Annotated in this window: 21 protein-coding genes; 5 read left to right on the top strand and 16 right to left on the bottom strand. The window is 65.9% G+C overall.

Translation table 11 applies throughout. The features are described 5' to 3' along the window. Nucleotides 1-16: 16 nt before the first annotated feature. The 12 genes from ACWEO2_RS29965 to ACWEO2_RS29910 form a co-directional block, all read right to left on the bottom strand. On the bottom strand, nt 17-1,558 hold the full coding sequence (locus tag ACWEO2_RS29965; RefSeq protein WP_452408381.1) for a serine/threonine-protein kinase: 1,542 nt from the start codon (nt 1,556-1,558) through the stop codon (nt 17-19). 4 nt (nt 1,559-1,562) lie between these two features. Then, nucleotides 1,563-2,807, bottom strand: coding sequence for a DUF7373 family lipoprotein (locus ACWEO2_RS29960; protein ID WP_452408380.1), 1,245 nt, complete (start codon nt 2,805-2,807; stop codon nt 1,563-1,565). A gap of 19 nt (nt 2,808-2,826) precedes the next feature. Further along, a complete protein-coding gene (locus ACWEO2_RS29955) occupies nt 2,827-4,323 on the bottom strand; it encodes a serine/threonine-protein kinase (RefSeq protein ID WP_452408379.1) in 1,497 nt (498 codons plus the stop codon). Nucleotides 4,324-4,346: 23 nt separating this feature from the next. Further along, complete coding sequence (locus tag ACWEO2_RS29950; RefSeq protein WP_452408378.1) at nt 4,347-5,909, bottom strand: serine/threonine-protein kinase; 1,563 nt, start codon at nt 5,907-5,909, stop codon at nt 4,347-4,349. Then, nucleotides 5,906-7,165, bottom strand: a complete 1,260-nt coding sequence (locus tag ACWEO2_RS29945) for a DUF7373 family lipoprotein (protein ID WP_452408377.1) — start codon at nt 7,163-7,165, stop codon at nt 5,906-5,908. The genes ACWEO2_RS29950 and ACWEO2_RS29945 overlap by 4 nt, the downstream gene beginning before the upstream one ends. Continuing rightward, nucleotides 7,152-8,621 (bottom strand): serine/threonine-protein kinase, encoded by a 1,470-nt coding sequence (locus ACWEO2_RS29940; RefSeq protein ID WP_452408376.1) that lies wholly within the window; start codon nt 8,619-8,621, stop codon nt 7,152-7,154. The genes ACWEO2_RS29945 and ACWEO2_RS29940 overlap by 14 nt, the downstream gene beginning before the upstream one ends. Nucleotides 8,622-8,743: 122 nt before the next feature. Continuing rightward, nucleotides 8,744-9,679 (bottom strand): GTPase Era, encoded by a 936-nt coding sequence (gene era / locus ACWEO2_RS29935; RefSeq protein ID WP_452408375.1) that lies wholly within the window; start codon nt 9,677-9,679, stop codon nt 8,744-8,746. Further along, on the bottom strand, nt 9,648-10,007 hold the full coding sequence (locus ACWEO2_RS29930; protein ID WP_452408374.1) for a cytidine deaminase: 360 nt from the start codon (nt 10,005-10,007) through the stop codon (nt 9,648-9,650). Before ACWEO2_RS29930 ends, era begins: the two co-directional genes overlap by 32 nt. After that, complete coding sequence (locus ACWEO2_RS29925; protein WP_452408373.1) at nt 10,000-11,352, bottom strand: hemolysin family protein; 1,353 nt, start codon at nt 11,350-11,352, stop codon at nt 10,000-10,002. The genes ACWEO2_RS29930 and ACWEO2_RS29925 overlap by 8 nt, the downstream gene beginning before the upstream one ends. Continuing rightward, the gene (ybeY, locus tag ACWEO2_RS29920; RefSeq protein WP_354952823.1) at nt 11,349-11,903 is read right to left on the bottom strand and encodes an rRNA maturation RNase YbeY; all 555 of its coding nucleotides are present in this window, start codon (nt 11,901-11,903) and stop codon (nt 11,349-11,351) included. Before ybeY ends, ACWEO2_RS29925 begins: the two co-directional genes overlap by 4 nt. 22 nt (nt 11,904-11,925) lie before the next feature. Next, nucleotides 11,926-13,014, bottom strand: coding sequence for a PhoH family protein (locus ACWEO2_RS29915; protein WP_452408424.1), 1,089 nt, complete (start codon nt 13,012-13,014; stop codon nt 11,926-11,928). Between the two features lie 219 nt (nt 13,015-13,233). Beyond that, the gene (locus tag ACWEO2_RS29910) at nt 13,234-14,151 is read right to left on the bottom strand and encodes a LysR family transcriptional regulator (protein ID WP_452408372.1); all 918 of its coding nucleotides are present in this window, start codon (nt 14,149-14,151) and stop codon (nt 13,234-13,236) included. A gap of 98 nt (nt 14,152-14,249) precedes the next feature. Here ACWEO2_RS29910 and ACWEO2_RS29905 point away from each other — a divergent pair, with 98 nt between their 5' ends. Next, a complete protein-coding gene (locus tag ACWEO2_RS29905; protein ID WP_452408371.1) occupies nt 14,250-15,491 on the top strand; it encodes an MFS transporter in 1,242 nt (413 codons plus the stop codon). Between the two features lie 38 nt (nt 15,492-15,529). After that, nucleotides 15,530-15,940, top strand: a complete 411-nt coding sequence (locus tag ACWEO2_RS29900) for a hypothetical protein (protein ID WP_452408370.1) — start codon at nt 15,530-15,532, stop codon at nt 15,938-15,940. Between the two features lie 54 nt (nt 15,941-15,994). Here ACWEO2_RS29900 and ACWEO2_RS29895 read toward each other — a convergent pair whose 3' ends face one another. After that, on the bottom strand, nt 15,995-16,621 hold the full coding sequence (locus tag ACWEO2_RS29895; protein ID WP_354952832.1) for a TetR/AcrR family transcriptional regulator: 627 nt from the start codon (nt 16,619-16,621) through the stop codon (nt 15,995-15,997). Between the two features lie 248 nt (nt 16,622-16,869). Here ACWEO2_RS29895 and ACWEO2_RS29890 point away from each other — a divergent pair, with 248 nt between their 5' ends. Then, nucleotides 16,870-17,805 (top strand): metal-dependent hydrolase, encoded by a 936-nt coding sequence (locus ACWEO2_RS29890; RefSeq protein WP_452408369.1) that lies wholly within the window; start codon nt 16,870-16,872, stop codon nt 17,803-17,805. Then, a complete protein-coding gene (locus ACWEO2_RS29885) occupies nt 17,805-18,992 on the top strand; it encodes a hypothetical protein (protein ID WP_452408368.1) in 1,188 nt (395 codons plus the stop codon). Before ACWEO2_RS29890 ends, ACWEO2_RS29885 begins: the two co-directional genes overlap by 1 nt. Here ACWEO2_RS29885 and ACWEO2_RS29880 read toward each other — a convergent pair. Continuing rightward, on the bottom strand, nt 18,963-19,418 hold the full coding sequence (locus tag ACWEO2_RS29880; RefSeq protein WP_452408367.1) for a MerR family transcriptional regulator: 456 nt from the start codon (nt 19,416-19,418) through the stop codon (nt 18,963-18,965). The two genes, ACWEO2_RS29885 and ACWEO2_RS29880, sit on opposite strands and share 30 nt — an antisense overlap. Nucleotides 19,419-19,498: 80 nt before the next feature. Between ACWEO2_RS29880 and ACWEO2_RS29875 the strand changes: the two genes are divergently transcribed. Next, a complete protein-coding gene (locus ACWEO2_RS29875; protein WP_452408366.1) occupies nt 19,499-20,113 on the top strand; it encodes a class I SAM-dependent methyltransferase in 615 nt (204 codons plus the stop codon). A gap of 2 nt (nt 20,114-20,115) precedes the next feature. Here ACWEO2_RS29875 and ACWEO2_RS29870 read toward each other — a convergent pair whose 3' ends face one another. After that, nucleotides 20,116-20,856 carry a 16S rRNA (uracil(1498)-N(3))-methyltransferase gene (locus ACWEO2_RS29870; protein WP_452408365.1) on the bottom strand — a complete coding sequence of 247 codons (741 nt, stop codon included), beginning with the start codon at nt 20,854-20,856 and terminating at the stop codon, nt 20,116-20,118. A 3-nt stretch (nt 20,857-20,859) separates the two neighbouring features. Then, nucleotides 20,860-22,011, bottom strand: coding sequence for a molecular chaperone DnaJ (gene dnaJ, locus ACWEO2_RS29865; RefSeq protein WP_354952843.1), 1,152 nt, complete (start codon nt 22,009-22,011; stop codon nt 20,860-20,862). Nucleotides 22,012-22,038: the final 27 nt, after the last annotated feature.

Below are 22,038 nucleotides of genomic sequence, written 5' to 3'. Positions count from 1 at the left end.
TACAAGAACTTTCGCCCTAGACCGGGGCGTTTCGCCACCAGCGTTCGAGGAGGTCTCGGCCGGATTCGCCACCGAATACCCGCAGCTGACAGTTGCTGCGTCCGGCGTCGGCGAATTCGACCTGCACCGCACCCGCCGGTCCACCGGCCGGACCGGTGACGTCCTGCCAGATCACCCGGCCCCGGCCGGATGGACGCTCCCATTGCTCTTCCCCAGCGACTGCCGCATCGGTGTAGGGCTCTATCTTGCTCGGGGTTCGATTGGCATTGCACGCCACGATAAGCAGTTCCAGCGGATTGCGGTCACCGTTGCAAGATAGGTAAGTTGTCGCGCCCACCGCCTGGTTTACATCGATCGGCCGCTTGTCCGCGTCCACCGCGACACATCGCATCCCCTGATAGCCGCTGTCCGCCGGGGTCCTGGGCAGCAGCTCGGGCAGCACCCGCACCATGTAGTTATGACCGCCCCACGATGCGGCGCCAGCGGCGACCGTAGTTGCCGGTGGCATCGTGGCACTGGTTGGCGAGACCACCGTACTCGACCCCGCCGTCATACCGGTCGACCGTACGTCACTCGAATTCCTGTTCAGTGCAAGCGCACTCGCGACGCCGAGCGCGACGACCGATGCCGCGATACCAAAAGCCACCGCGATGTGACGACGGGACCGCTGCTTCGTTCGCGGCCAAGGATCAAGCGCGGCCACATCCCCCCGACGACCGAAAGCGGCCGCCGCCGCAAGCGCGAGCGCACCACAGGAGTGATGGCGATGGTGCGGGTTCTTCGCCATCGCCTGCGCGATCACGTCATCGATAGCCCGCGGCAGTGCCGGATTCGCTATGGAGGCACGTGGGGGCCGATCCTGGATATGCGCCTGCATCACCGCGACGGCGGTAGTCCGCGGAAAGGGCTTCTGTCCGGTCAGCAGTTCGTACAGTGTGCAGCCCAGCGCGTAGACATCGGCCCGGTGATCGATCTGGCCCGCCATCAGCTGCTCCGGCGCGGCATAGGCGAGCGTAGCCAGGACGGCCCCCGCCTCGGTCAGCGCCGTGGTTTCGATTGCGGCCCTTGCAATTCCGAAATCGGTGACATACACGCGATCCGGCTGACCGGGCCGGGGCTGCAGCAAGATATTCGCCGGTTTGACGTCGCGGTGCAGCATCCCGACCCGATGCGCCTCGTCGAGACCGCGCGCGGCGGCATCGATAATGTGCAGCGCCCGTTCGGGGGTCAGCTCCGCGGGGCCGCGGCGGATGAGCTGCGCGGCGTCGATACCGTCGACGAACTGCATCGCGATCCAGAGACGGCCGTCCTGCACGCCGCGGTCGTGCACGGCCACGACATTCGGATGGTCCAGCCGGGCAGCGAGATCGGCCTCGCGAATGAACCGCGCGCGAAACTCCGCGTCCGCACCGTGCTCATCCGAGAGCACCTTCAGCGCATCGTGGCGCGGCAGCCGCGGATGTTTTGCCACATACACCGAACCCATCCCGCCACTGCCGAGCATCCGCTCGATCACATATCCGGCGAAAACCGTCCCCGGAACGAGCCTTCCAGCCATATCCCTACTCGCTGTTCAACAGCAGACCGAGCTGCGCCGCGACCCGCTGATGGGTGCTCTTCAGATCGCGGCCGCGAATCAGCGCGATGTAGCGGCCGTGCATGAGCCTGCAGGTGAATCGGAGCGGGATCTGCGGGGGAACGTCGAGCTGCTCGAAGCAGCGGACGTCGGGCACTGCCTCCGGCGTAGGCGCGACACGCAGTTCCGGCTCCTGTCCCCGCGCGGGATCCGAGAATGCCCGGCGGGCGGCAACCGCATCCGGATAGCGTTCGAGCTCATTCCAGCCGTTGACGGCGTTGAGCTCGATCGAGCTCGGGCGCTGGCGCGAGCCGTACAGGTAGGTACCACGCAGGCCGTAGACGATCCCCGTCACGGTGGCGGCGACCTGCCAGCCCGCATTCTGCTCATAGTCGGTCATCGCCACCGTCGGAAAGGGCCAGCGCCCAGGTACTTCGGCGATCAACCTGCCCAGCATGCCGTCGCTGTCGAGCGGCAGCGCGGTGAGCCGGTCCCGCGGTGTGGCCGAATAGTCGCGCAACCGGGTCGACTGTGCTTCGAAAGCCTGGCGCGCCACTGTGGTGAGCACGGCGAGATCCGGACTCGTATGCCCGACGAGCACACTGATCACGAAGGATTCGTGCGCCATCGTCGCGGCCAGTGTCGGCACGTTCGGACGCCAATGCGCGGACGCCGACGGCTGATCCGGGATGGCAACGGACACATTGTCGGGACTCGCCGCGGCATCGGTCGCGTCCATCTCCCGAGCGGCCTGCCGAGCCGCGGCCGCATCCGGGAAGCGAAGCAGCACAACAGTCAGCAATCGGGACCGACCGATGACGGGTGGACCGATCTGTTCCTTGTCCGCGCCGCCGACCATGAAACCGGCCAGCATCCCGTACCGTTCGAGCACCGGGCGGACCGATTTCGCGAGCACTCGGGTCGCCTTCGCGGGCGTCGGTAGCGGCATTGCGCCGCCGGTCTCGAATGTGAATTTCAGGGATGCGTCGGCCTCGACCGGATCGATGATCGCCTCCGCCATCCGGACCGATTCCAGTGTCCGCCCATAGCTTTCGTTGTCGTTGGGCGGCACCTCGAGGGGTTCGATGCTGTTCAGGCCGACATCGAGTGCCTTCGGATTCGGGTTCGCCGGTACCGGATGCCCCTGGAGCGCACAACCCGCCGTCAAGACCAGCACCATGACCGCTACCGCCGTGGCAGCCACCGAACGAGTCCGGTCGGCGCGGTTCATTCTCGCGCGATCGTTCACCTCACAGTGGCGCATCGAGCCACCACCGCGTCCGCAGATCCGCACCGGACCGATCGCCGATTACCCGCATCCGACAGAAGTTCCGATTCGGACTATCGAACGACACCTCCAACTCGCCCAACACGCCTCCCAGCCGGTTCGTGTAGTTGCCCCAGTGCAGTTCGCCCGAACCGGACGGCCGGCTCCAGCGCTCGGCGCCCTCGGACCGTTCTTGCGCAGCTGCCGCCGGCATGACCGAACGATCGGTGTTGCAGGTGAGGATGACCTGTTCCATCGGATCCTGGTCGCCGGTGCAGTTCAGCCGATCGATCGGCACCCGCGCATCGAACGACATGGGGTTACCCTGCTGATCGAGGAACTTGCAATCGTGCAATTCCCGATAGCCGACACCCAGTGGTGTGGCCGGTAGCAGATCGGAAAATGCCGCGAAGACGGTGGCATGCGGGCTCCATGCCGCGGCCGATGCGGCGGCCGCACGGTCGACGCTGGTGGTCGGCCCCGGCGCGGCGGTCGTGGCCGATGTGTCGCGACCGATCCGGTGCACCGCCGAAACCACCACCGCGACAAGGGCAATGGCGAGCACCGTCGCACCGAGCAGCAGCCGCCGATCCCGCCCGCGCGATGCGGGAGCTGGTGCGACCGCGGTCGGATCCGATTCGGGCAGCAGCGCTGCCGTCGCCGCGGTCGCGAGTGCTCCGCAGCTCGGGTACCGATCCGGCGGCTGCTTTGCCATGGCCTTGGCGATCACTGCATCGAATGCCGTTGGCACGCTGGGGTTTCTGCGCGAGGGCCGGGGCGGGGGATCGTTCAGATGCGCGTGCATCACCGCCCCCGGACTGTCCCGAGGGAACGGGACCGAGCCGGTGAGCATGTGGTACAGCGTGCAGCCGAGCGAATACACATCGGCGCGGTCGTCCACGGCGTCACCGCTGATCTGCTCCGGCGCCGCATAGGCCACCGTCCCGGGCATACCGCCGCCACCGGCCACTGTCGTCACATCGCCGACGGCGCGGGCGATGCCGACATCGGCGACCAGCACCCGCTCCGGCCCATCCTCCTGTTCGGCGACGAGGATGCTGCCCGGCCGCACATCCCCGTGCAGCAGGCCCGCACGATGGATCTCGTCCAGTCCGCGGGCGGCCTCAACGACTATGTGAACAGCGCGCTCCACGTTCAGCTCGGTTCGGCCGCGCCGGATCAACTCACCGACATCGACGCCACCCACATACTGCATCGCAATCCACAGTCGGCCGTCCTGTTCACCGCAATCCCGGACCGCGGCGACATTGGGATGCTGCAGCCGCCCGGCGACTTCGGCCTCGCGCAGGAAGCGCGCGCGGAAATCGGGCTCGGCGGCATAGTCATCGGACAGAATCTTCAGCGCGTCCCGACGCGGCAGCCTCGGATGCTGCGCCAGATAGGTGGTGCCCATATCGTCGGCGCCGAGGCGGCGCTCGATGCGATATCCGGCGAATGTGGTGCCTCCGGCAATATCCACGGCGTCTTCCTCCCTAACTCGGTTCAGAACGGCGCGCTACCCCACCAGCGGTCGTACAGGTCTTTGCCGGAGTTCCCGCCGAATACGAACAGCGAACAGAAATTCCGCTGGGGATCGTCGAACAGAATCCGGATCAGGCCCTGGGGCCGGTTGGGGCCCAAGGGGTCATTGTCCGGAGTGCTGGTGTCGAACCAGAGAATTCGGCCGCGCCCGGATCGGCGCTCCCATCGTTCATCACCGATCGGGACGAAATCGGGGTCCGCGCGGTAGTTGGTCGGACTGCGATTCGAATTGCAGCCCACGAAGATCGTCTCCACCGGATCCCGGTTTCCGGTGCAATCCAGATTGGCGACCGCGGGCGCGGTTTGGTTCACATCGACGGGACGATTTTCCAAGTCCCGCGCGACGCACCTGAGGCCCTGATACCCGCCCTCGACCGGACTGGCGGGAAGCAGTTCGGGAAAGGCTTGCGCGATAAAGGTGTGGCTGCCCCACGACAGCCGAGCGTTGCTGGTCGTTGCGGTGGCGGCGGGCGGGCTGGTCGCCGCCACCGCGGTGCTCGATCCGATCGTGGCGGTGGTCGCCGCTGGTTGCGTCGAATTCCTCATCAGCGCAACAGAACTCGCGATTCCGATGACAACGACCGATGCGGCGATACCGATCGCGAGCCCGACGCGCCGCCGACGCACCGGAGGTCGCGGCTCGGCATTGGGCACCTCGACGGTGACCGCCTCCGCGCGGCCGTCGAGCGCGGCCGCCGCCGCATCGGCCAGCGCACCACACGACGGATAGCGATCATTCGGGTTCTTCGCCAACGCCCGCGCAATCACCCGATCAATGACCTGCGGCAGCAACGGATTCGCCGCGGTGGCACGGGGCGGCGGGTCCTGGATGTGCGCCTGCATCACCGCGACGGCGGTCTTGCGTGGAAACGGCTTTGTGCGGGTGAGCAGTTCATAGAGCGTGCAGCCCAGCGCGTACACATCGGCCCGCTGATCGACCACGCCACCCATGAGCTGTTCCGGCGCGGCGTAGGCCAAGGTCGCGAGCACCGACCCTACCGAGGTCAGTGCGGTCGATTGTCCAGCGGCCCTGGCTATTCCGAAATCGGAAAGGAAAACTCGATCGGGTTCGCCGGGTCGCGACTCGAGCAGGATATTGGCCGGTTTGACGTCACGGTGCAGCAGTCCCGCGCGATGCGCGGCATCCAGACCACGCGCTGCCGATCCGACAATGTGCGACGCCCGCTCCGGTGGCAGCTCGGCGGCATCGTGGCGGATGAGTTCGGCCGCATCGATACCGTCGACGAACTGCATCGCGATCCACAGCCGACCGTCGTACACGCCTCGGTCGTGCACTGCGACGATATTGGGATGTTCGAGCCTGGCCGCGAGTTCGGCCTCTCGAATGAATCGAGCACGGAACTCGTCATCACCACTGTGGATCTGCGCGAGCACCTTGAGCGCGTCGTGGCGCGGGAGCCGCGGGTGGCGCGCGACGTACACCGTTCCCATCCCGCCGGTGCCCAGCACCCGCTCTATCAGATACCCGGCGAATACCGTGCCCGGAGCAAGGGTCTCGGTCATGTACCCCGCTCACTGTTCACCAGCAGCCCGTATTGAGCAGCGACCCGCTGTTGGAAGTCGCGCAGATCCCGACCGAAAAGCACTGCGACATAACGCCCGTACAACACAGTGCAGCTGTAGACGAACGGACGCGCGGTCAGCTCGCCCGGATCCTTCGCGCAGGCGACATCCGGCACCCCGGTTGGGCCGGGGATCGATCGCCGCCCGTTCTTATCGACTCCGTCCTGCGCCTTCGCGAAGGACTTGCGCGCGGCAGCCACATCGGGGAATCGCATCAGACCCTCTAAACCATTGAAGGCCATGAGCTCCGGCGGATTCGGTTTTCCGACACCCCGGTACAACAAGGTGGCATGTGTGCCGTATACGACGCCACTTGCCTGGGGAGCGCTATTCCACCCCGCGTTTTCCTGTTCGGTACCGAAGGCCACGGCGGGAAACGGCCAGCGCCCCGGCGCTTTCGGCACCATGCGCGCGACCATGCCGTCGCGGTCCAGCGGCAGGGCCGCGAGCTGTTCGCGCGGAGTGAGCGCGAACCCGCGCAGTCTGGGCAGCTGGGCATCGAATGCCTTGCGCGCCAACATGGTAAGGGCGTTGAGGTCGGCAGCGGTATGTCCACCGAGCAGCGTGACGACAAACGACTCGTGCGCGAGCGAGACCGCTATCGTCGGCACATTCGGACGCCAATGTCCGTGTGCGGCCGGATATTCCGGGATGGTGACGGACACATTCTCGGGACTGACCGACGCATCGACCGAGTCGATCTCCTCGGCGGCCCGCTGCGCCGCGGTGGGGTCGGGGAATCGCAGCACCAGCACGGTCAACAGCCGGGCGGTGCCGACGACCGGCGTAAGCTCGACCTCCTTGTCGATGCGACCGACGGCAAAACCGGCCAGCATTCCCCACTTTTCCAGGACCGGACGGACCGGGGCCGCGAGATACGCACCCGCTTTGGCGGACGTCGGAAGCGGCACGGCCGTGAAGCCACTCAGCGGGAAGGTCAAGGTCGAATCCGCCTCTGAAGGATCGGCCATGACCTCGCCCAGCCGCATCGATTCCATAACCCTGCCGAATCTCTCATTATCGACGGCCGGTTCGCGGAGCGGTTCGAGGCTGTATCCGCCGATATCGAGCGAGCCGAGGTCGGGCCGTTGCGGCATCGGCTGCCCGTGCGCGGTACAGCCGGTGGCGAGCGCCAGCACCGCCACCGTGCTGGCCAGGGCGGCACGGACTTTGCGTACCCGATCACAGCGGCGCATCAGGCCACCACCGGTCGTGTAGCTCGGTGCCCGACGCGGCACCGTCCACCTGCACCGTGCAGAAATTCCGGCCCGGATCGTCGAAGTAGACCTCCAATTGACCGCGGATCTTGCCATCGATTTCGATATCGGAACCCCAGTTCACATGCCCCGTGCCGGACGAGCGGACCCAGCGTTCATCGCCCTCTATCCGAGCGAAGAAGCGATCGGGGAAGATCGCCGACCGGTTGGCATTGCATTTGACGGTCATGGTGCGCGCCGGGTCGCCATCACCGATGCAGAACACTTCGCCGACTACGGCAGGTGCGTCGAAGGAAGCGGCATGGCCTTCCTTGTCGAGTGGAATACAGCCCCCGACATCCTTGTACCCGGTCGCCAATGGCGAGGGCGGCAGCAGTTCGGGAAATGCCTGCGCCATATAGGCGTAGGCACCCCACTCGGCGGTGTTCACATTCGGCGGACCCGCGGTGGTCGAGGGTGGTGGCATGCTCGCCGGTGCACCGCCGGTCCACAGAACCGTCGAAATCGCGCTTGCCACAACGACGACAACCAGCAGCCCCGCCGCGAGCAACCGGTCGCGGCGCTTGGTCCGAGCCGCGTCCGGTCCGGAACCGGTGAGCGCGCCCCCCACCAGTGCGGCCCGCGCCGCCGCCGCGAACGCCGCACAACTGGAGAACCGCTCGTCCGGCTGCTTTGCCATGGCCTTGGCGATCACCGCGTCGAATGCCGGTGGCACGCTGGGATTTCCGAGCGAGGGCCGGGGCGGGGGATCGTTCAGATGCGCGTACATCACCGCCCCCGGACTGTCCCGAGGAAACGGGACCGAGCCGGTGAGCATGTGATAAAGCGTGCAGCCCAGTGCGTAGACATCGCCCCGATGGTCCATCGGATCACCGCTGATCTGCTCCGGCGGCGCATAGGCCAGGGTGGCTGTGGTCCCACCGGAGGCGAGGGTGGTCGAATCATCAGCGGCACGGGCGATTCCGAAGTCGGTGACGAGCACCCGATCCGACCCGTCAGGCTGCGCGGCGACGAGGATATTGGCCGGCTTCACGTCGCGGTGCAGCAGGCCCGCCTGGTGGATCTCATCCAGACCGCGCGCCGCCTCCCCGAAAATCCGAACGGCACGTTCGATGGGGAGCGCGTTCATCTTGATCAACTGGGCGACATCGACACCGTCCACATACTGCATCGCGATCCACAATCGACCATCCTGCTCACCCCTGTCCCGCACGGCGACCAGATTGGGATGTTGCAGCCGCGCGGCGATTTCGGCCTCACGCAGGAATCTGGCCCGGAACTCCGGGTCTCCGGCATGGACATCGGCGAGGATCTTCAGCGCGTCCTTGCGCGGCAGCCGCGGATGCTGGACGAGGAAGACGGTGCCCATCCCGCCTGCACCGAGACGGCGTTCGATCTGGTACCCGGCGAATACCGCGCCCTCGACCACGTCCACAGCTCAGCCCTCCGTATGCGTCGGGACCCTTCCGACGCACGTACGGCCCCGGAATGATCACGGACAGCCGCCAACGGGCCGACTATAGCAGCGGCTCGGGCATCACATCCCATGTTTCCAGGTCAGAACCCAAGTTTGCCAAGCTGTTTCGGGTCGCGCTGCCAATCCTTGGCAACCTTGACGTGCAGATGCAGGTAGATGCGGACGCCGAGAATGTGTTCGATCTGTTTGCGCGCGTTGGTGCCGACCTCCTTGAGGCGGGCACCGCCCTTGCCGATAATGATGGCCTTCTGCGACGGACGTTCGACATACAGCAGGGCATGCACGTCGAGCATGTCTTCGTTCTCTTCGCGTGGCAGCACCTCTTCGATGACCACCGCGAGCGAGTGCGGAAGTTCATCGCGGACACCTTCCAGGGCGGCCTCGCGAATGAGCTCGGCCATAAGGGTTTCCTCGGGCTCGTCGGTGAGCTCGCCATCGGGGTAGAAGGCCGGGCCCTCCGGCATTTTGGAGGCGATGACGTCGACGAGAACCTCGACCTGTTCCCCCTTGACCGCGGAAACCGGCACCACATCGTGGTCCGGACCGAGCAGCTGCGATAGCGCCATCAGCTGTTCGGCGACCTGGTCGCGGCTCACCTTATCGATCTTGGTAACCACACCCAGCAGCGTCGTCTTCGGCGCCATCTGCTTGATCTGCTGCAGGATCCACTTATCGCCGGGACCGATCTTCTCGTCGGCCGGAATACACAGCGCGATCACATCGACCTCGGAATAGGTATCGCGGACGAGGTCGTTCAGGCGCTGGCCGAGCAGGGTGCGCGGGCGGTGCAGGCCGGGGGTGTCGACCAGAATGAGCTGGGCGTGGTCGCGGTGCACGATGCCGCGGATGGTGTGGCGGGTGGTCTGCGGACGCGAGGAGGTAATCGCGATCTTCTGGCCGACCAGGGCATTGGTCAGCGTCGATTTGCCGGTATTCGGGCGGCCGACGAAACAGACGAAGCCGGAACGGAATTCGGCGCTGTTATCAGCCACCCTGCACCTCCGCACCCTCGGCATCGTCGACGATCTCGAAGACCGCGCCCGAGCGGTCGGTGAAGATGATGCGCGCCTCGGCCGCCACCTCGCGCACCGCGAAGACCCCGGCGTCCGACAACCTGCCCCCGACGACCACGGCCGCCTCGAACCCCTCCGCGCCGCTGGAGATCGCGGCCGCGACGGCGGCCTGCAGCGCGGTCAGCCGCAGCGACGACAGGGAAACCTCACCGGCGGAGTACGTGCGGCCGTCGGTATCGCGGATGGCCGCGCCCGAACTGCCACCGGTGCGGCCGAGCGCCCCCTTCGCCAGCACCAGTAGCTTATTGTCCTCGGCATCCAGTTCAGCCATCGCTGTCTCCGTTCTGATCACGATCGTTCGGGATATCCCGTTCTGACCCGTTACTTTTGCGCCTGCCATTGGACTTCTCGGCATGCGATTTCTCCGGCGCCTTGCGCACGACAATGGTGTGCACTCGCACCCGACCCCGCGCGTCCGCGCCGCCTTCACCGCGCAGTACCAAGCCGTGCGCAACGGCTTTGGAGCCGGGCAGCGGCACCCGGCCCAGTGCGTGTGCGAGCAGTCCGCCGACGGTATCGACGTCCTCCTCCTCGATCTCCAGGCCGTACAGCTCGGCCAGATCATCGACCGACAGCCGCGCCGACACCCGGTAGCGGCCCTCGCCGAGGTCCTCGATGGGCGGGGTCTCATCGGTGTCGTACTCGTCGGCGATCTCACCGACGATCTCCTCGAGCACATCCTCGATGGTCACCAGTCCGGCAATGCCGCCGTATTCATCGACCAGCAGCGCCATATGGTTTCGCCTGCGCTGCATTTCGTCGAGCAGACTGTCCAGCGGTTTGGAGTCGGGCATGAACACGGCCGGGCGCATCGCATCGCGCACCTGTACCTTGCGACTCCTATCCGCATACGGCACAAGGTCTTTCAGATACACCACGCCGAGAATATCGTCGACGTTCTCCCCGATCACCGGAATGCGGGAGTGCCCACTGCGCACCGCGAGCGACATCGCCTGTGCCGCGGTCTTATCCGCTTCGATCCAGACCATCTCGGTGCGCGGCACCATGACCGCGCGGGCCGGGGTGTCGCCGAGTTCGAAGACGGACTGGATCATCCGGCGTTCGTCATCGGCCACCACGCCGCGTTCGCTGGCCATCTCGAACACTTCGCGCAGCTCGATCTCGGATGCGAAGGGGCCGTTGCGAAATCCCTTACCGGGGGTGATCGCATTGCCGATCAGGATCAGCAGCCTGCTGACCGGACCGAGTACCGTGCCGATGAACTGCAGCGGCAGCGCCGAGGCCAGTGCGATGGAGTAGGCGTGCTGGCGGCCGAGCGTGCGCGGGCCGACCCCGATCACCACATAGTCCACCAACACCATGACGACGGCGGTGAAAAGCAGCGCCCAATCGTCGTCCCAGAGCGGAATCAGTGCCGCCGCCAGCAGTATCGTCGCGCTGATCTCGCACAGAATACGAAGCAGCACAAGAAGATTCACATACCGCGGCCGGTCGGCCACGATTCTGGTCAGCCGCACCGCGCCCGGCCGCTCGGCCCGGACCATATCCTCGAGTCGTGCCGGTGAGATGGTGTTCAGCGCCGAATCGACACCGGCGAAAACCCCGCCCACCGGGACGAGCAGCACCGCCAGCAGGATGAGGGTCAGCGAATTCACGCGGGGCCCAGCGCCTCACCCGGTGTGGTGAAGCCCGCCTTCCCCAGCAGCCTGGCATCGCGTTCGGCCAATTCGGCCCGCAATTGCGCCTCGCGCAGGCTCTCGTACCACTCCTCGAGCAGCCGGGCCTGTAGCGCGAACATCTCCTTCTCCTCCTCGGGCTCGGCATGGTCGTAACCGAGGAGGTGCAGCACGCCGTGCACGGTGAGCAGCGCGAGTTCATGATCGAGCGAATGACCGGCCTTGCGGGCCTGACCCGCGGCGAATTCCGGGCACAGCACGATATCGCCGAGCATGGACGGACCCGGTTCGGCGCTGTCGGGGCGACCACCCGGCTCCAGTTCGTCCATCGGGAACGACATCACATCGGTCGGGCCGGGTAGGTCCATCCAGCGCATGTGCAGATCGGCCATGGTGTCGAGATCGACGAGCACCATCGACAGCTCGGCCGCGGGGTGCACGTCCATCCGGCCGATGACAAATCGCGCGACACTGACCAGGTCTTCTTCGGGTACGTCGATACCCGATTCGTTGGCGATCTCGATGCTCACCGCATCAGCCTATAAGCCGACGTCAGCGCCGATCTCCCCGGCTCGCGGCGCGACGCTGGGCGCGATTGCCCGGATAGTGCGGCCCGACCTGGGGGACCCGCTCGGCTTCGGCCCGTTCGTAGGCGTCGACAATATCGGAGACCAACCGGTGCCGAACCACATCGCTGCTGGTCAGCAGGGAGAAATGGATATCATCAATGCCGTTGAGGATCTCGCTGGCCACGCGCAGACCCGAACGCGCGCCATTGGGCAGGTCGACCTGGGTGACGTCACCGGTCACCACGATCTTCGAACCGAATCCGAGCCGGGTGAGGAACATCTTCATCTGCTCGGCCGTGGTGTTCTGCGCCTCGTCGAGAATGATGAACGAATCGTTCAGCGTGCGTCCGCGCATATACGCCAGCGGTGCGACCTCGATGACACCGGCCGCCATCAGCTTCGGAATGGCCTCCGGATCCATCATGTCGTGCAGCGCATCGTAGAGCGGGCGCAGGTACGGATCGATCTTCTCGTTGAGCGTGCCGGGCAGGAAGCCGAGCCGCTCACCCGCCTCGACCGCGGGACGGGTGAGGATGATCCGGTTGACCTGCTTGGTCTGCAGCGCCTGCACGGCCTTGGCCATCGCCAGATACGTCTTGCCGGTGCCAGCGGGGCCGATGCCGAACACGATGGTGTGGGCATCGATCGCGTCGACATAGCGCTTCTGATTGAGCGTCTTGGGCCGGATGGTCTTGCCGCGGCGGGACAGGATGTCCAGGCTCAGCACCTCGGCCGGGGATTCCGAGGAACCCTCGGTGAGCATCGATACGGTGTGGCGCACCGCCTCCGGAGTCACCACTCGATTGCGACCGGTCAGCGCGACGAGCTGTTCGATCACCCGTTCGGCGAGGGCGACATCGGCCGCCTTACCGGTGAGTGTGACGGAATTGCCGCGGACGTGGATATCCGCATCCAGCAGCTGCTCGAGTTCACGCAGGTTCTGGTCGGCCGCACCAAGGAACGGGAACACGGATTCGGGAGCGAGTTCGATGCTGGAGCGCACGGTGCGTGCTGCCGGACCCGAGCCGTTGTCCGCTCCACCGGGGATGGAAGCCGGGGTGGCTGAGCTGATGCCTGCCGCGGGTGTAGTTGGGTCGCCGATCTCGCCTTGTGTTCTCAAAAGTGGTTATAGCCTGCTTCCGGTCTCGAATTGCTGCGTCGTTGATGAAAGTTTAACGCGCCCCACCGACAAGACGCAGTGAATAAACGGCTACCCCGCCCGTCACGACCGCGCGCAGATCGCTCGAAACGGCCAGCCGTCCGGCGCGGGCGATAGCCTGCGGATCGCTCGCTACCGCCGTGGCATCTGGATTCCCCCGCGCCGCCGGGCCCAATCCTCGGTGAAGTCACGAAATCGACGCACGGCGTCCGATGGCGGGGCGGTCGCCGACCAGATCAGCCCGACATCGCGTACGGCCCCCGCATCGGCGAGCGGGACGGTCACCAGGCCCGATAGTGCGCCCGTGGCCGGAATCGGATCTTCCAGCGGTAGCACCGCAACGCCGAGCCCGGCCGCGACCAGACCCGCGACCGTGACCAGATCGGTCGACTCGAAGGCGATGCGCGGACGGATATTCGCGGCCGCGGACAATTCCTCGAGTATTCGGCGCATACCGAAACCCGTTGGCATCGTGATGAATTCCGTATCGGCGAGATCGGCGAACCGAATATGCCGACGCGCGGCCAGCCGGTGTTCGGCGGGGACGGCGAGCACCAGCGGCTGGTCCAGCAGTTTGTGCCAGCCCAGTCCGGCGGCCGATGGCCGGGGCGACACGATCGCCAAATCCGCTGTGCCATCGAGTATCTGATCGACCACCGCGTCGAACGCGCCCTGCCAGAGGGTGCACGAGATGCGGGCCGAACCGCGGCGGAAGCCGCCGATCAGCTGCGGCACCAGCCAGCGGCCGAAGCTGTGCAAAAATGACAGGCGGACAACACCTTTCGCGGGATCGGTGCGGTCGGCGACAGCCTGGGCGGCCGCGTCGAGTTCGGACTGTGCGCGACGGGCGTGCTCATAGTAGATGCGGCCGCAGTCGTTGAGCTCGATGCGTTTGCCGTGGCGGTCGAACAGTTCGGCGCCGAGGCGGCGTTCCAGGCGCGCGAGCATGCGCGAGAGCGTCGGCTGGGCGATGTGCAGCCGTTCGGCGGCCGCGCCGACGCGCTCCAGTTCGGCGAGTGTCGTGAACCACAGCAGGTCGTCACCCAGCACGATCGGAGCTCTCCTTATGCGTTCGAGGCATTAGATACCAGATTACTATTCATTTCCTTTCTTGAAGTCGGCTGCCGATCCTGGATGCAGGAGGCGCCATGACCAGCACGGATACCCGCTCGACCAGTGTCTCGGGCACATCGCACGAACGTCGGATCACCACCGCACTGTTCGCCGCGGGGCTGACCACCTTCGCCTCGATGTACAGCGCGCAGGCATTGCTGCCCAGCCTGTCGGCGGCCTTCGGCGCCGATCCGGCGCACGCGGCCTTGGCGGTCTCACTGACCACCGGATTTCTGGCACTGGCGATCATCCCGGCAGGCGCACTGTCCTCGCGGCTCGGACGCACACGCGTCATGACGGCATCCGCGGTGCTCGCGGCGGCGGTCGGTTTGCTACTGCCGCTGAGCCCGTCGCTGGACGTATTGCTCGCGGGCCGAGCTGTGCAAGGAGTGGTGCTGGCCGGAGTACCCGCCGTCGCGATGGCCTACCTCGCCGAGGAGATCGGCAGCGCCGGATTGGGTGCCGCGATGGGGGTATATGTCGCGGGCACCTCGATCGGCGGGCTGGCGGGGCGGTTGATTCCGGCCTTCGCCCTCGAGCTGACATCCTGGCGGATGGCCCAGGCCGCGATCGCGATCGCGGCGGCCATCTGCACGATCTGGTTCGTGCGCGGGTTGCCGCCCTCGCGCGGATTCGTCGCTCGACCCGCCGGAATGCGTACCGTGCTCGGCGATCTCGGCACGTCGGTGCGCCACCGCGGACTGCTCGCACTGTTCGCGCTGGCGTTCGTGCTGATGGGTGGCTTCGTATCGATCTACAACTTCCTCGGCTACCGCTTGGCCCGGCCGCCCTTCGAATTGCCTGCCGCCGTAGTGGGTTCGTTGTTCCTGCTGTATCTGGCCGGCACATTCGCCTCGGCCGCCGCCGGACGCATGGCCGATCGCATCGGCAAGCACCGAGTGCTCGCGGCATCGGTCGCGCTGATGGGCGTCGGCGTTCTCGTTACCATCCCGGACCAGCTGATCGCCGTCGTTGTGGGGATAGCGCTATGTACCGCAGGGTTTTTCGGCGCCCACGCGGTGGCCAGCACCTGGGTCGGCGCGATGGCGCCCGGCAACCGTGGCGCCGCATCATCGCTGTACCTGTTCACCTACTACCTCGGTAGCGCGGTCATCGGCAGTGCCGCGGGCTTCGCCTATGCGAAGGGCGGTTGGATCGAACTGGCAGGCTGTGTCGGCGCGCTGGTGGCAATCGCGGGAGTCCTGGTGTGGTACCTGACGGGCCACACGCGGTCGGCCGTCGGCATGGCGGGTCCGCCGACCCGGGCGAGCGGGTAGGGTAACCGGCGTCAGATTTTCTATCTCGGGGGTTTCACATGCTCATCTGGGGCTGGCAGAAGCGCATTCACACGCTCGCCATGATCACCTTGGTCTGCGGCAACTGCGGCAATCCCGCCGCACACGCACTGCGCAAACTCGTCACCAAATTCACGCTCTTCTTCATCCCGCTGTTCCCGATCAGCACCAAGCACTCGCTGGAATGCACATGGTGCGGTGCGTCGTCGAACGTATCCGGCGACCGCGTCAATGAACTGCTCGCGCAGGCCAACAGCGCAGGTATGCCGGGGCAGTACCAGCAGCCCGCACCGCAGCAACCGAACGCGCAGTGGCCGCAGCAGCCGAACGCGCAATGGCAGCAGCCGAACGCGCAATGGCAGCAGCCCAATGCACAGTGGCCGCAGCAGCCCACCCCCGGCGCACCCGACGCCCACCGGCAGCAATACTGACCCGAGCGACATACGCTCGCCGACAGCGGTTTTGCGCCGCCGTCGGCGAGCGGGTCAATCGGTGCGTTCGCCGTCCGACTTCGGTTGCGCGATGATCGCGGCCCCCATCCAGCGCCGTAGATATCGACGCAGCTCATCGTCGCTGCGTGGCGGATTGCCCGGAGCGATGAAGAACGACTGCATCGTTCGCAGGATGTATTCGACGAGTTCCTGCAGAGCTGCGTCGTCGTACCCGTACTGCGCCCAATCGACATCGAAGCGTTTGATCATCGTCATTCCGAAGATTTGCGCCTCTTCGGAGGTAAGGCTTTCGGGGTGCACATTCGAATATGTGCTCGAGAGCAGAATCCCCAGGTGGGGCGTCCGGCGTACCTCGGCAAGCGTGTAGACCACGCCCTCGGTCATGGCTTCGACCGGGTCCTCGATGCCGCTCACCTGTTGTGTCAGCCGGTCCAGAAAACCATCGACCGACGCGATCGCCGCGGCCCGCATCAGCGCGTCCGCACTGGGGAAGTATCGGTACACCGTCTGACGGATGACACCGAGTGACTCCGCGACGTCGGCAATGCTGATCTCCGAACCCGTTCGTCCGATCAACTCGACCGCGGCGGTGACTATTCGACGGGACGCTTCTGCATCGCTGGTCGGTGGACTCCCGCCCCACCCACGCCTTCCTGCCACTGCTCGCTTCCTCGGCTCGAACCTATGTCCGTCGCGTGCGAAACCGACTGCGGGCCGAGCCCGCCGACTGTCCGGATCAGGGGCTCGACGCTACCACAGGGTCGCCCCATCGCCGTTGTCCCAGTTCAGGCCAGCAAATACGATTTAGATCATACACATGCATCGATGTATGTATGATCAGCCGCATCGAGGCTTCGGCGCGTCCGAACACGGCTACCAGACCATTTCCGAAACAGAGGTATAGCCAAGTGACCGATCTACAAGTCCGAAAGATGCGATTCGCCTTCGCGGACTACGACGTACCGTTCCTGTGGAACGAAGCGAATCCGGCCTTCTCGTCCATGGCCAATGCGGTGTCCTTCCTGGCGATCGGCTTCGAGAAGATGATCGTCAATATGATTCGCGAGGCCATGCCGCGGATCACCGATCCCGCGGTCGCGGCGGAGGCGGATGCGTTCGTGCGTCAGGAGGGGCAGCACTCGACCGCCCACCGCCAGCACGCCAACGCTCTGATCAGGCGATACCCAGGGCTGCAAGAGACACTCAACGAAGTGATCGCGGAATTCGACCGCCTCACCGTGCACACCTCGCTGGAATATCGGCTCGCCTACACCGCCGATCTGGAGGCAACCTTCACCCCGGTGTTCAAACTGATGCTCGACAACGATGCGACCCTGTTCCGGCCGGGCGACGACCGGGTCGCATCGCTGTTCATCTGGCACTTCGTCGAAGAAGTCGAGCATCGAAGTTCCGCGCTGATCATCTTCGATTCCATGGTCGGCAGCGATGCCTACCGGATGCGCATGGCACCGTCGATCTTCCGGCACGTCATGAAGGTCATCCGGGTGGCGTGCGCCGGCTTCAATAAGCATGTGCCGCTGGCGGATCGGGGCATCGATGCACTGGCAATGTTCGCGACGCACCGGGGTAAGCAGAAGCTGCGCAAGTGGTTGCGGCTGCACGTCGAGGACAACGGCCCGATGTCGCGCGCATTCGATGATCTACGACTCGGCGAACAACTCATCGCGCTGGTAGGGATCATTCGCAGTCAATTGCCCAGGCACAATCCGGACCACGAGAAGCTGCCCGCACTCGCCGATGTGTGGTTCGAGCGCTATGACGCAGGTTACGACGTATCGCACTGGTACACCGCCGATACCGCCGCAGCGCCGCAGGGGGACTGATGGCCGATCATTGCGCACCCACCTTCGACCAACTCGCGAAGGCGCTCGGCTTTTCCTGTCAGGAGGCCGGTGGACTCGTCGAGGTGCGAAACCCTGCTGCATTGGAGAACTGGACGCTGCCGGTTCTCGAGTTCACCATCGTCCTCGGCGCGGTGCTCGCGCTGATCTACGCGATTGTACGCTTGCGTCGTCACGGCGATCCCACCAACCTCGTGGTCTGGTTCGGCGCGACGGCCTACCTGTTCATTATCGAACCGCCGCTGTACTTTCCCGCGGCCTTCGGTATCGACGCACACGTCGACACCATGTTCGCGCACAACGTTTTCACCGTGGATTTCCTCTGGGGCCGACTCCCGCTCTATATCGTCGCGATCTACCCGCTGATGGCCACACTGGCCTTCGAAATCGTCAGAATGCTCGGCGTTTTCCGTCGGTACGGCGTTCTCGTCGGTGCCGTCTGCGTGGGCTTCGTCCACCACAGCTTTTATGAGATCTTCGACCATCTCGGACCGCAGCTGCGCTGGTGGGAATGGTCGATCGAAAACCCGCTCAATCAACCGATGTTCGATTCGGTACCACTGCCGAGCGTGGTGGTTTTCGCCGCGCTGTGGCCGATGTCGCTGGCGTTCTTCGTCCAGTTGATCGTCGGTCGCCATGTCGATGCGGGTCGCACCTTCGCCGGACCGCAATTGGTCTGGCGCACTGCCGTTATCGGCATACTCGGGTCTTTGGGGACGGCTGTATTGCCCATCCCGGCAACGCTGTTCGGCGTCGGGAACACCCCGTTGCGGGGATTTCTCTATGCGGCCGAACTGGTCATTGTCAGCATTGTCGCGATCCCGGTTCTCACTCGCCAGTGGCTCCGGCTGCGCCAAAACGACTCGGACACACCGCACTACACGAATGGCTTCGTGCGAATTTACAGCGTGGTGTATCTGTGCGTAATGGCGTTGCTCTGGGTGACCGCATTGCCCGATTACTTCGACGCCGTGGACGGCTCGACGAGCAAAGGCGACCCCATCGGGAACCTCTGGTACACGCTGGCGTGCTGCACGGTCGCAATCCTCTGCGTGGTCGCCGTCTTCACCGTGCCACACCGAGCATCCGACCCGCTACCAGCGGAACGTCAACGCGTCCAAGGCGATGGCGGCGGAATTTCAGCCCGGGGCGGGCTCGTCGGATCGTGACCGATCGCCGTGTTCGGCGGTCAGTTGTTCGAAGGTCATACCTTCGACGAGCCGGTCCAGCCCGCCCATCATCGTCGCGCATTCGCGAGCGGGATGGTCGGTCGGGCAGTGCAGCGCGTGATTCAGGAACTCCTGCGCGCTGCGCGCCTGCTCGATCACCTGCTCCAGCTCGGCGATCCGCGCACGGACGGTCTCGCGCCACTGCGTGCCCGGAGCGTCGAGTACGGCGGCCGCGGTGTCCAGCGGCAGACCCAGCCGGTGCACGACCTTGATGAACGCCAGGCGGCGTAGCTCTTCGGGGCCGTACATGCGGCGGCCCGCCTGCCGCGTCCGCGGGCGCACCAAACCCCGCTCGTCGTAGTACCGCAGGGCCGACTGGCTCAGCCCGAGCCGAGCCGCGGCCGCGCCGATCGGAATCAGTTCCATGTCGCCATTTGACTTCAAGTCGACCTGAACCGGCAAGGTCGGTGGTACCCACGAGCAGGTTTCACGAGAAGGGACGACCGATGGACATTTCGCCAACCACCGCCGCCAACCACCACGCCGACCACCCCGGTTTCGCCGGGGCCGCCGGACTATTCTTCGGCCTCGTGATGGCGGTCATGGGGCGCGCCAAGGCTCGGTTGGTGCTGGATCTGGCCGCGGTATCGGATGCGGATCGCGTCATCGACATCGGCTGCGGCCCCGGTACCGCGGCCCGGGCGGCCGCCCGCCGCGGCGCGCACGTGACCGGTGTGGATCCGGCGCCGGTAATGCTCCGGCTCGCGCGGCGCCTGACCCGCGACCCCCGCATTGTCTGGGCCGAAGGCACTGCCGAGCATATCCCGGTCCAAGACGGTTCCGCGACGGTTGTCTGGTCGATGGCCTCGATACACCACTGGCGCGATGTCGCCGCAGGAGTGGGCGAAGTGCACCGAGTGCTGTTGTCCGGCGGGCGATTTCTCGCCATCGAGCGCCAGGTGCTGCCCGGCGCCACCGGCCTGGCGACCCATGGGTGGACCGAACAGCAGGCCGAATCGTTCGCGGCATGCTGCCGCGCGGGCGGCTTCGACGACATACGCACCGAACGCCACGGGAACGGACGAGGTGCCGTGTGGGTGATCAGCGCCGTCCGGCCCTGACTTCACCAACGAGAGGTCAGTGCCCCCAGGGCACCGAGGGCGACGGCGGCCGCGGTCGAGGTGCGCAAAACGGTTGGGCCGAGCAAGGTTATGTCCGCACCCGCGTCCGCGAAGGCGGTGAGTTCCGACTCGTCCAGTCCGCCTTCGGGGCCGACGATCAGCATGATCTCGGTGGCCTTGTCGAAGGGGAGTTCGACGAAGCGGGCGGCGCCGGATTCGTGCAGGGCCACCACGATTCCGCCCGCGGCGATGATTTCGCGGATGGTGTCGAGCAGGTCGCGGGTGTGATGTAGGTCGGCCACCTCGGGGATGTAGGCGCGCCGGGATTGCCTGGCAGCCGAGCGGGCGGCGGCACGCCATTTCTCGACGGCCTTGTGCGCCTTGCCTTCCCAGTTCGCGATGCAGCGGTGCGCCTGCCACGGAACGATGGCGTCGGCACCCGCCTCGGTCATCAGCTCGACCGCCAGCTCGGAACGGTCGGACTTCGGCAGTGCCTGCACAACCGTCACCCCCGGCCGCGGCGGGTCGGTCCGCACCCGGTTCAGGACCGTCAGTTCCAACCGGTCCTTCTGTGCCGCAACGACTTCCGATTCGGCCAGCAAACCGTTCCCGTCGGACAGCGTGATCGCCTCGCCGACCCGGATGCGGCGCACCGTCGCGGCGTGCCGCCCCTCCGGGCCGTCGAGGATCGCGATGGCGCCGGGCTCCGGTATGTCGTCGAGATAGAAGACCGTGGCGGCCAACGGCTATCGCCCGCTGAACGACGCCCGCAGGCGGGCGAACAGACCGCTGTTGTGCTCGGACTGCGCCGACATCACCTCGGCACGTTCACCGGTGCGCATGCCCTTGTACTTGCGCAGCATGTCGGTCGACTTGGCATCGAGTTTGGTCGGCACCACGATGTCCAGATGCGCGAGCAGATCACCGCGCGCACCCGAGCGCAGTCGCGGCATGCCGTGGCCGCGCAGCACCGAGATCTCACCCGGCTGGGTGCCCGGCGGAATGGTCAGCTCGGTCGGCCCGTCCAGGATGGTGTCGACGACGACGGTGGTGCCGAGTGCGGCATCGACCATCGGCACCCGAATGGTGCAGTGCAGATCGTCGCCGTCGCGGACGAAGACGTCATGCGGCTGCTCGACGATCTCCACGTACAGATCACCCGCATGTCCGCCGCCGGGTCCGACCTCACCCTGCGCGGCCAGCCGCACCCGCATGCCATTGGCAACACCCGCCGGAATCGGCGCGGCGATCTCGCGGCGCGCCCGCACCCGACCGTCACCGCCGCATTTGTGGCACGGATCGGGGATGGTCTCGCCCGCACCACGACAGGTCGGACACGGCCGCGAGGTCAGCACCTGACCGAGGAACGAACGCTGCACGGACTGGACTTCACCGGCACCACCACAGGTTTCACAGCGCACCGGCTTGGACTTGCCGTTGGTGCCAGCGCCGTGGCAGATATCGCACAGAATGGCGGTGTCGACGGTCAGATGCTTGGTGACACCGACCGCGCATTCGGCCAGGCTGAGCCGGGTCCGCAGCAGCGAATCCGCACCGGGCTGCACCCGGCCGCGCGCCTTGCGCGTCCCGCCGGAGCCGCCCATACCGCCGAAGAACGCCTCGAAGACATCGCCGAGCCCGCCGAATCCGGCACCCGAGAAGCCCGCGCCGCCGCCGCCGGACTCCAGCGGGTCACCGCCCATATCGACGATGCGCCGCTTCTCCGGGTCCGACAGCACCTCGTAGGCGGTCGACACTTCCTTGAACTTGGCCTGCGCCGTCTCGTCGGGGTTGACGTCGGGGTGGAGTTCCCGCGCCAGCTTGCGGTAGGCGCGCTTGATCTCCTGGTCGGTCGCGTTCTTCGCGACGCCGAGCAGTCCGTAGTAGTCCCGTGCCACTTGAGTTCTCTAGTCCTTGGTTTGCAA

It is taken from the genome of Nocardia sp. NPDC004278 (assembly GCF_053602975.1).
Note: the sequence above shows the minus strand (reverse complement) of the source record. Positions and strands in the feature narration are given on the sequence as shown.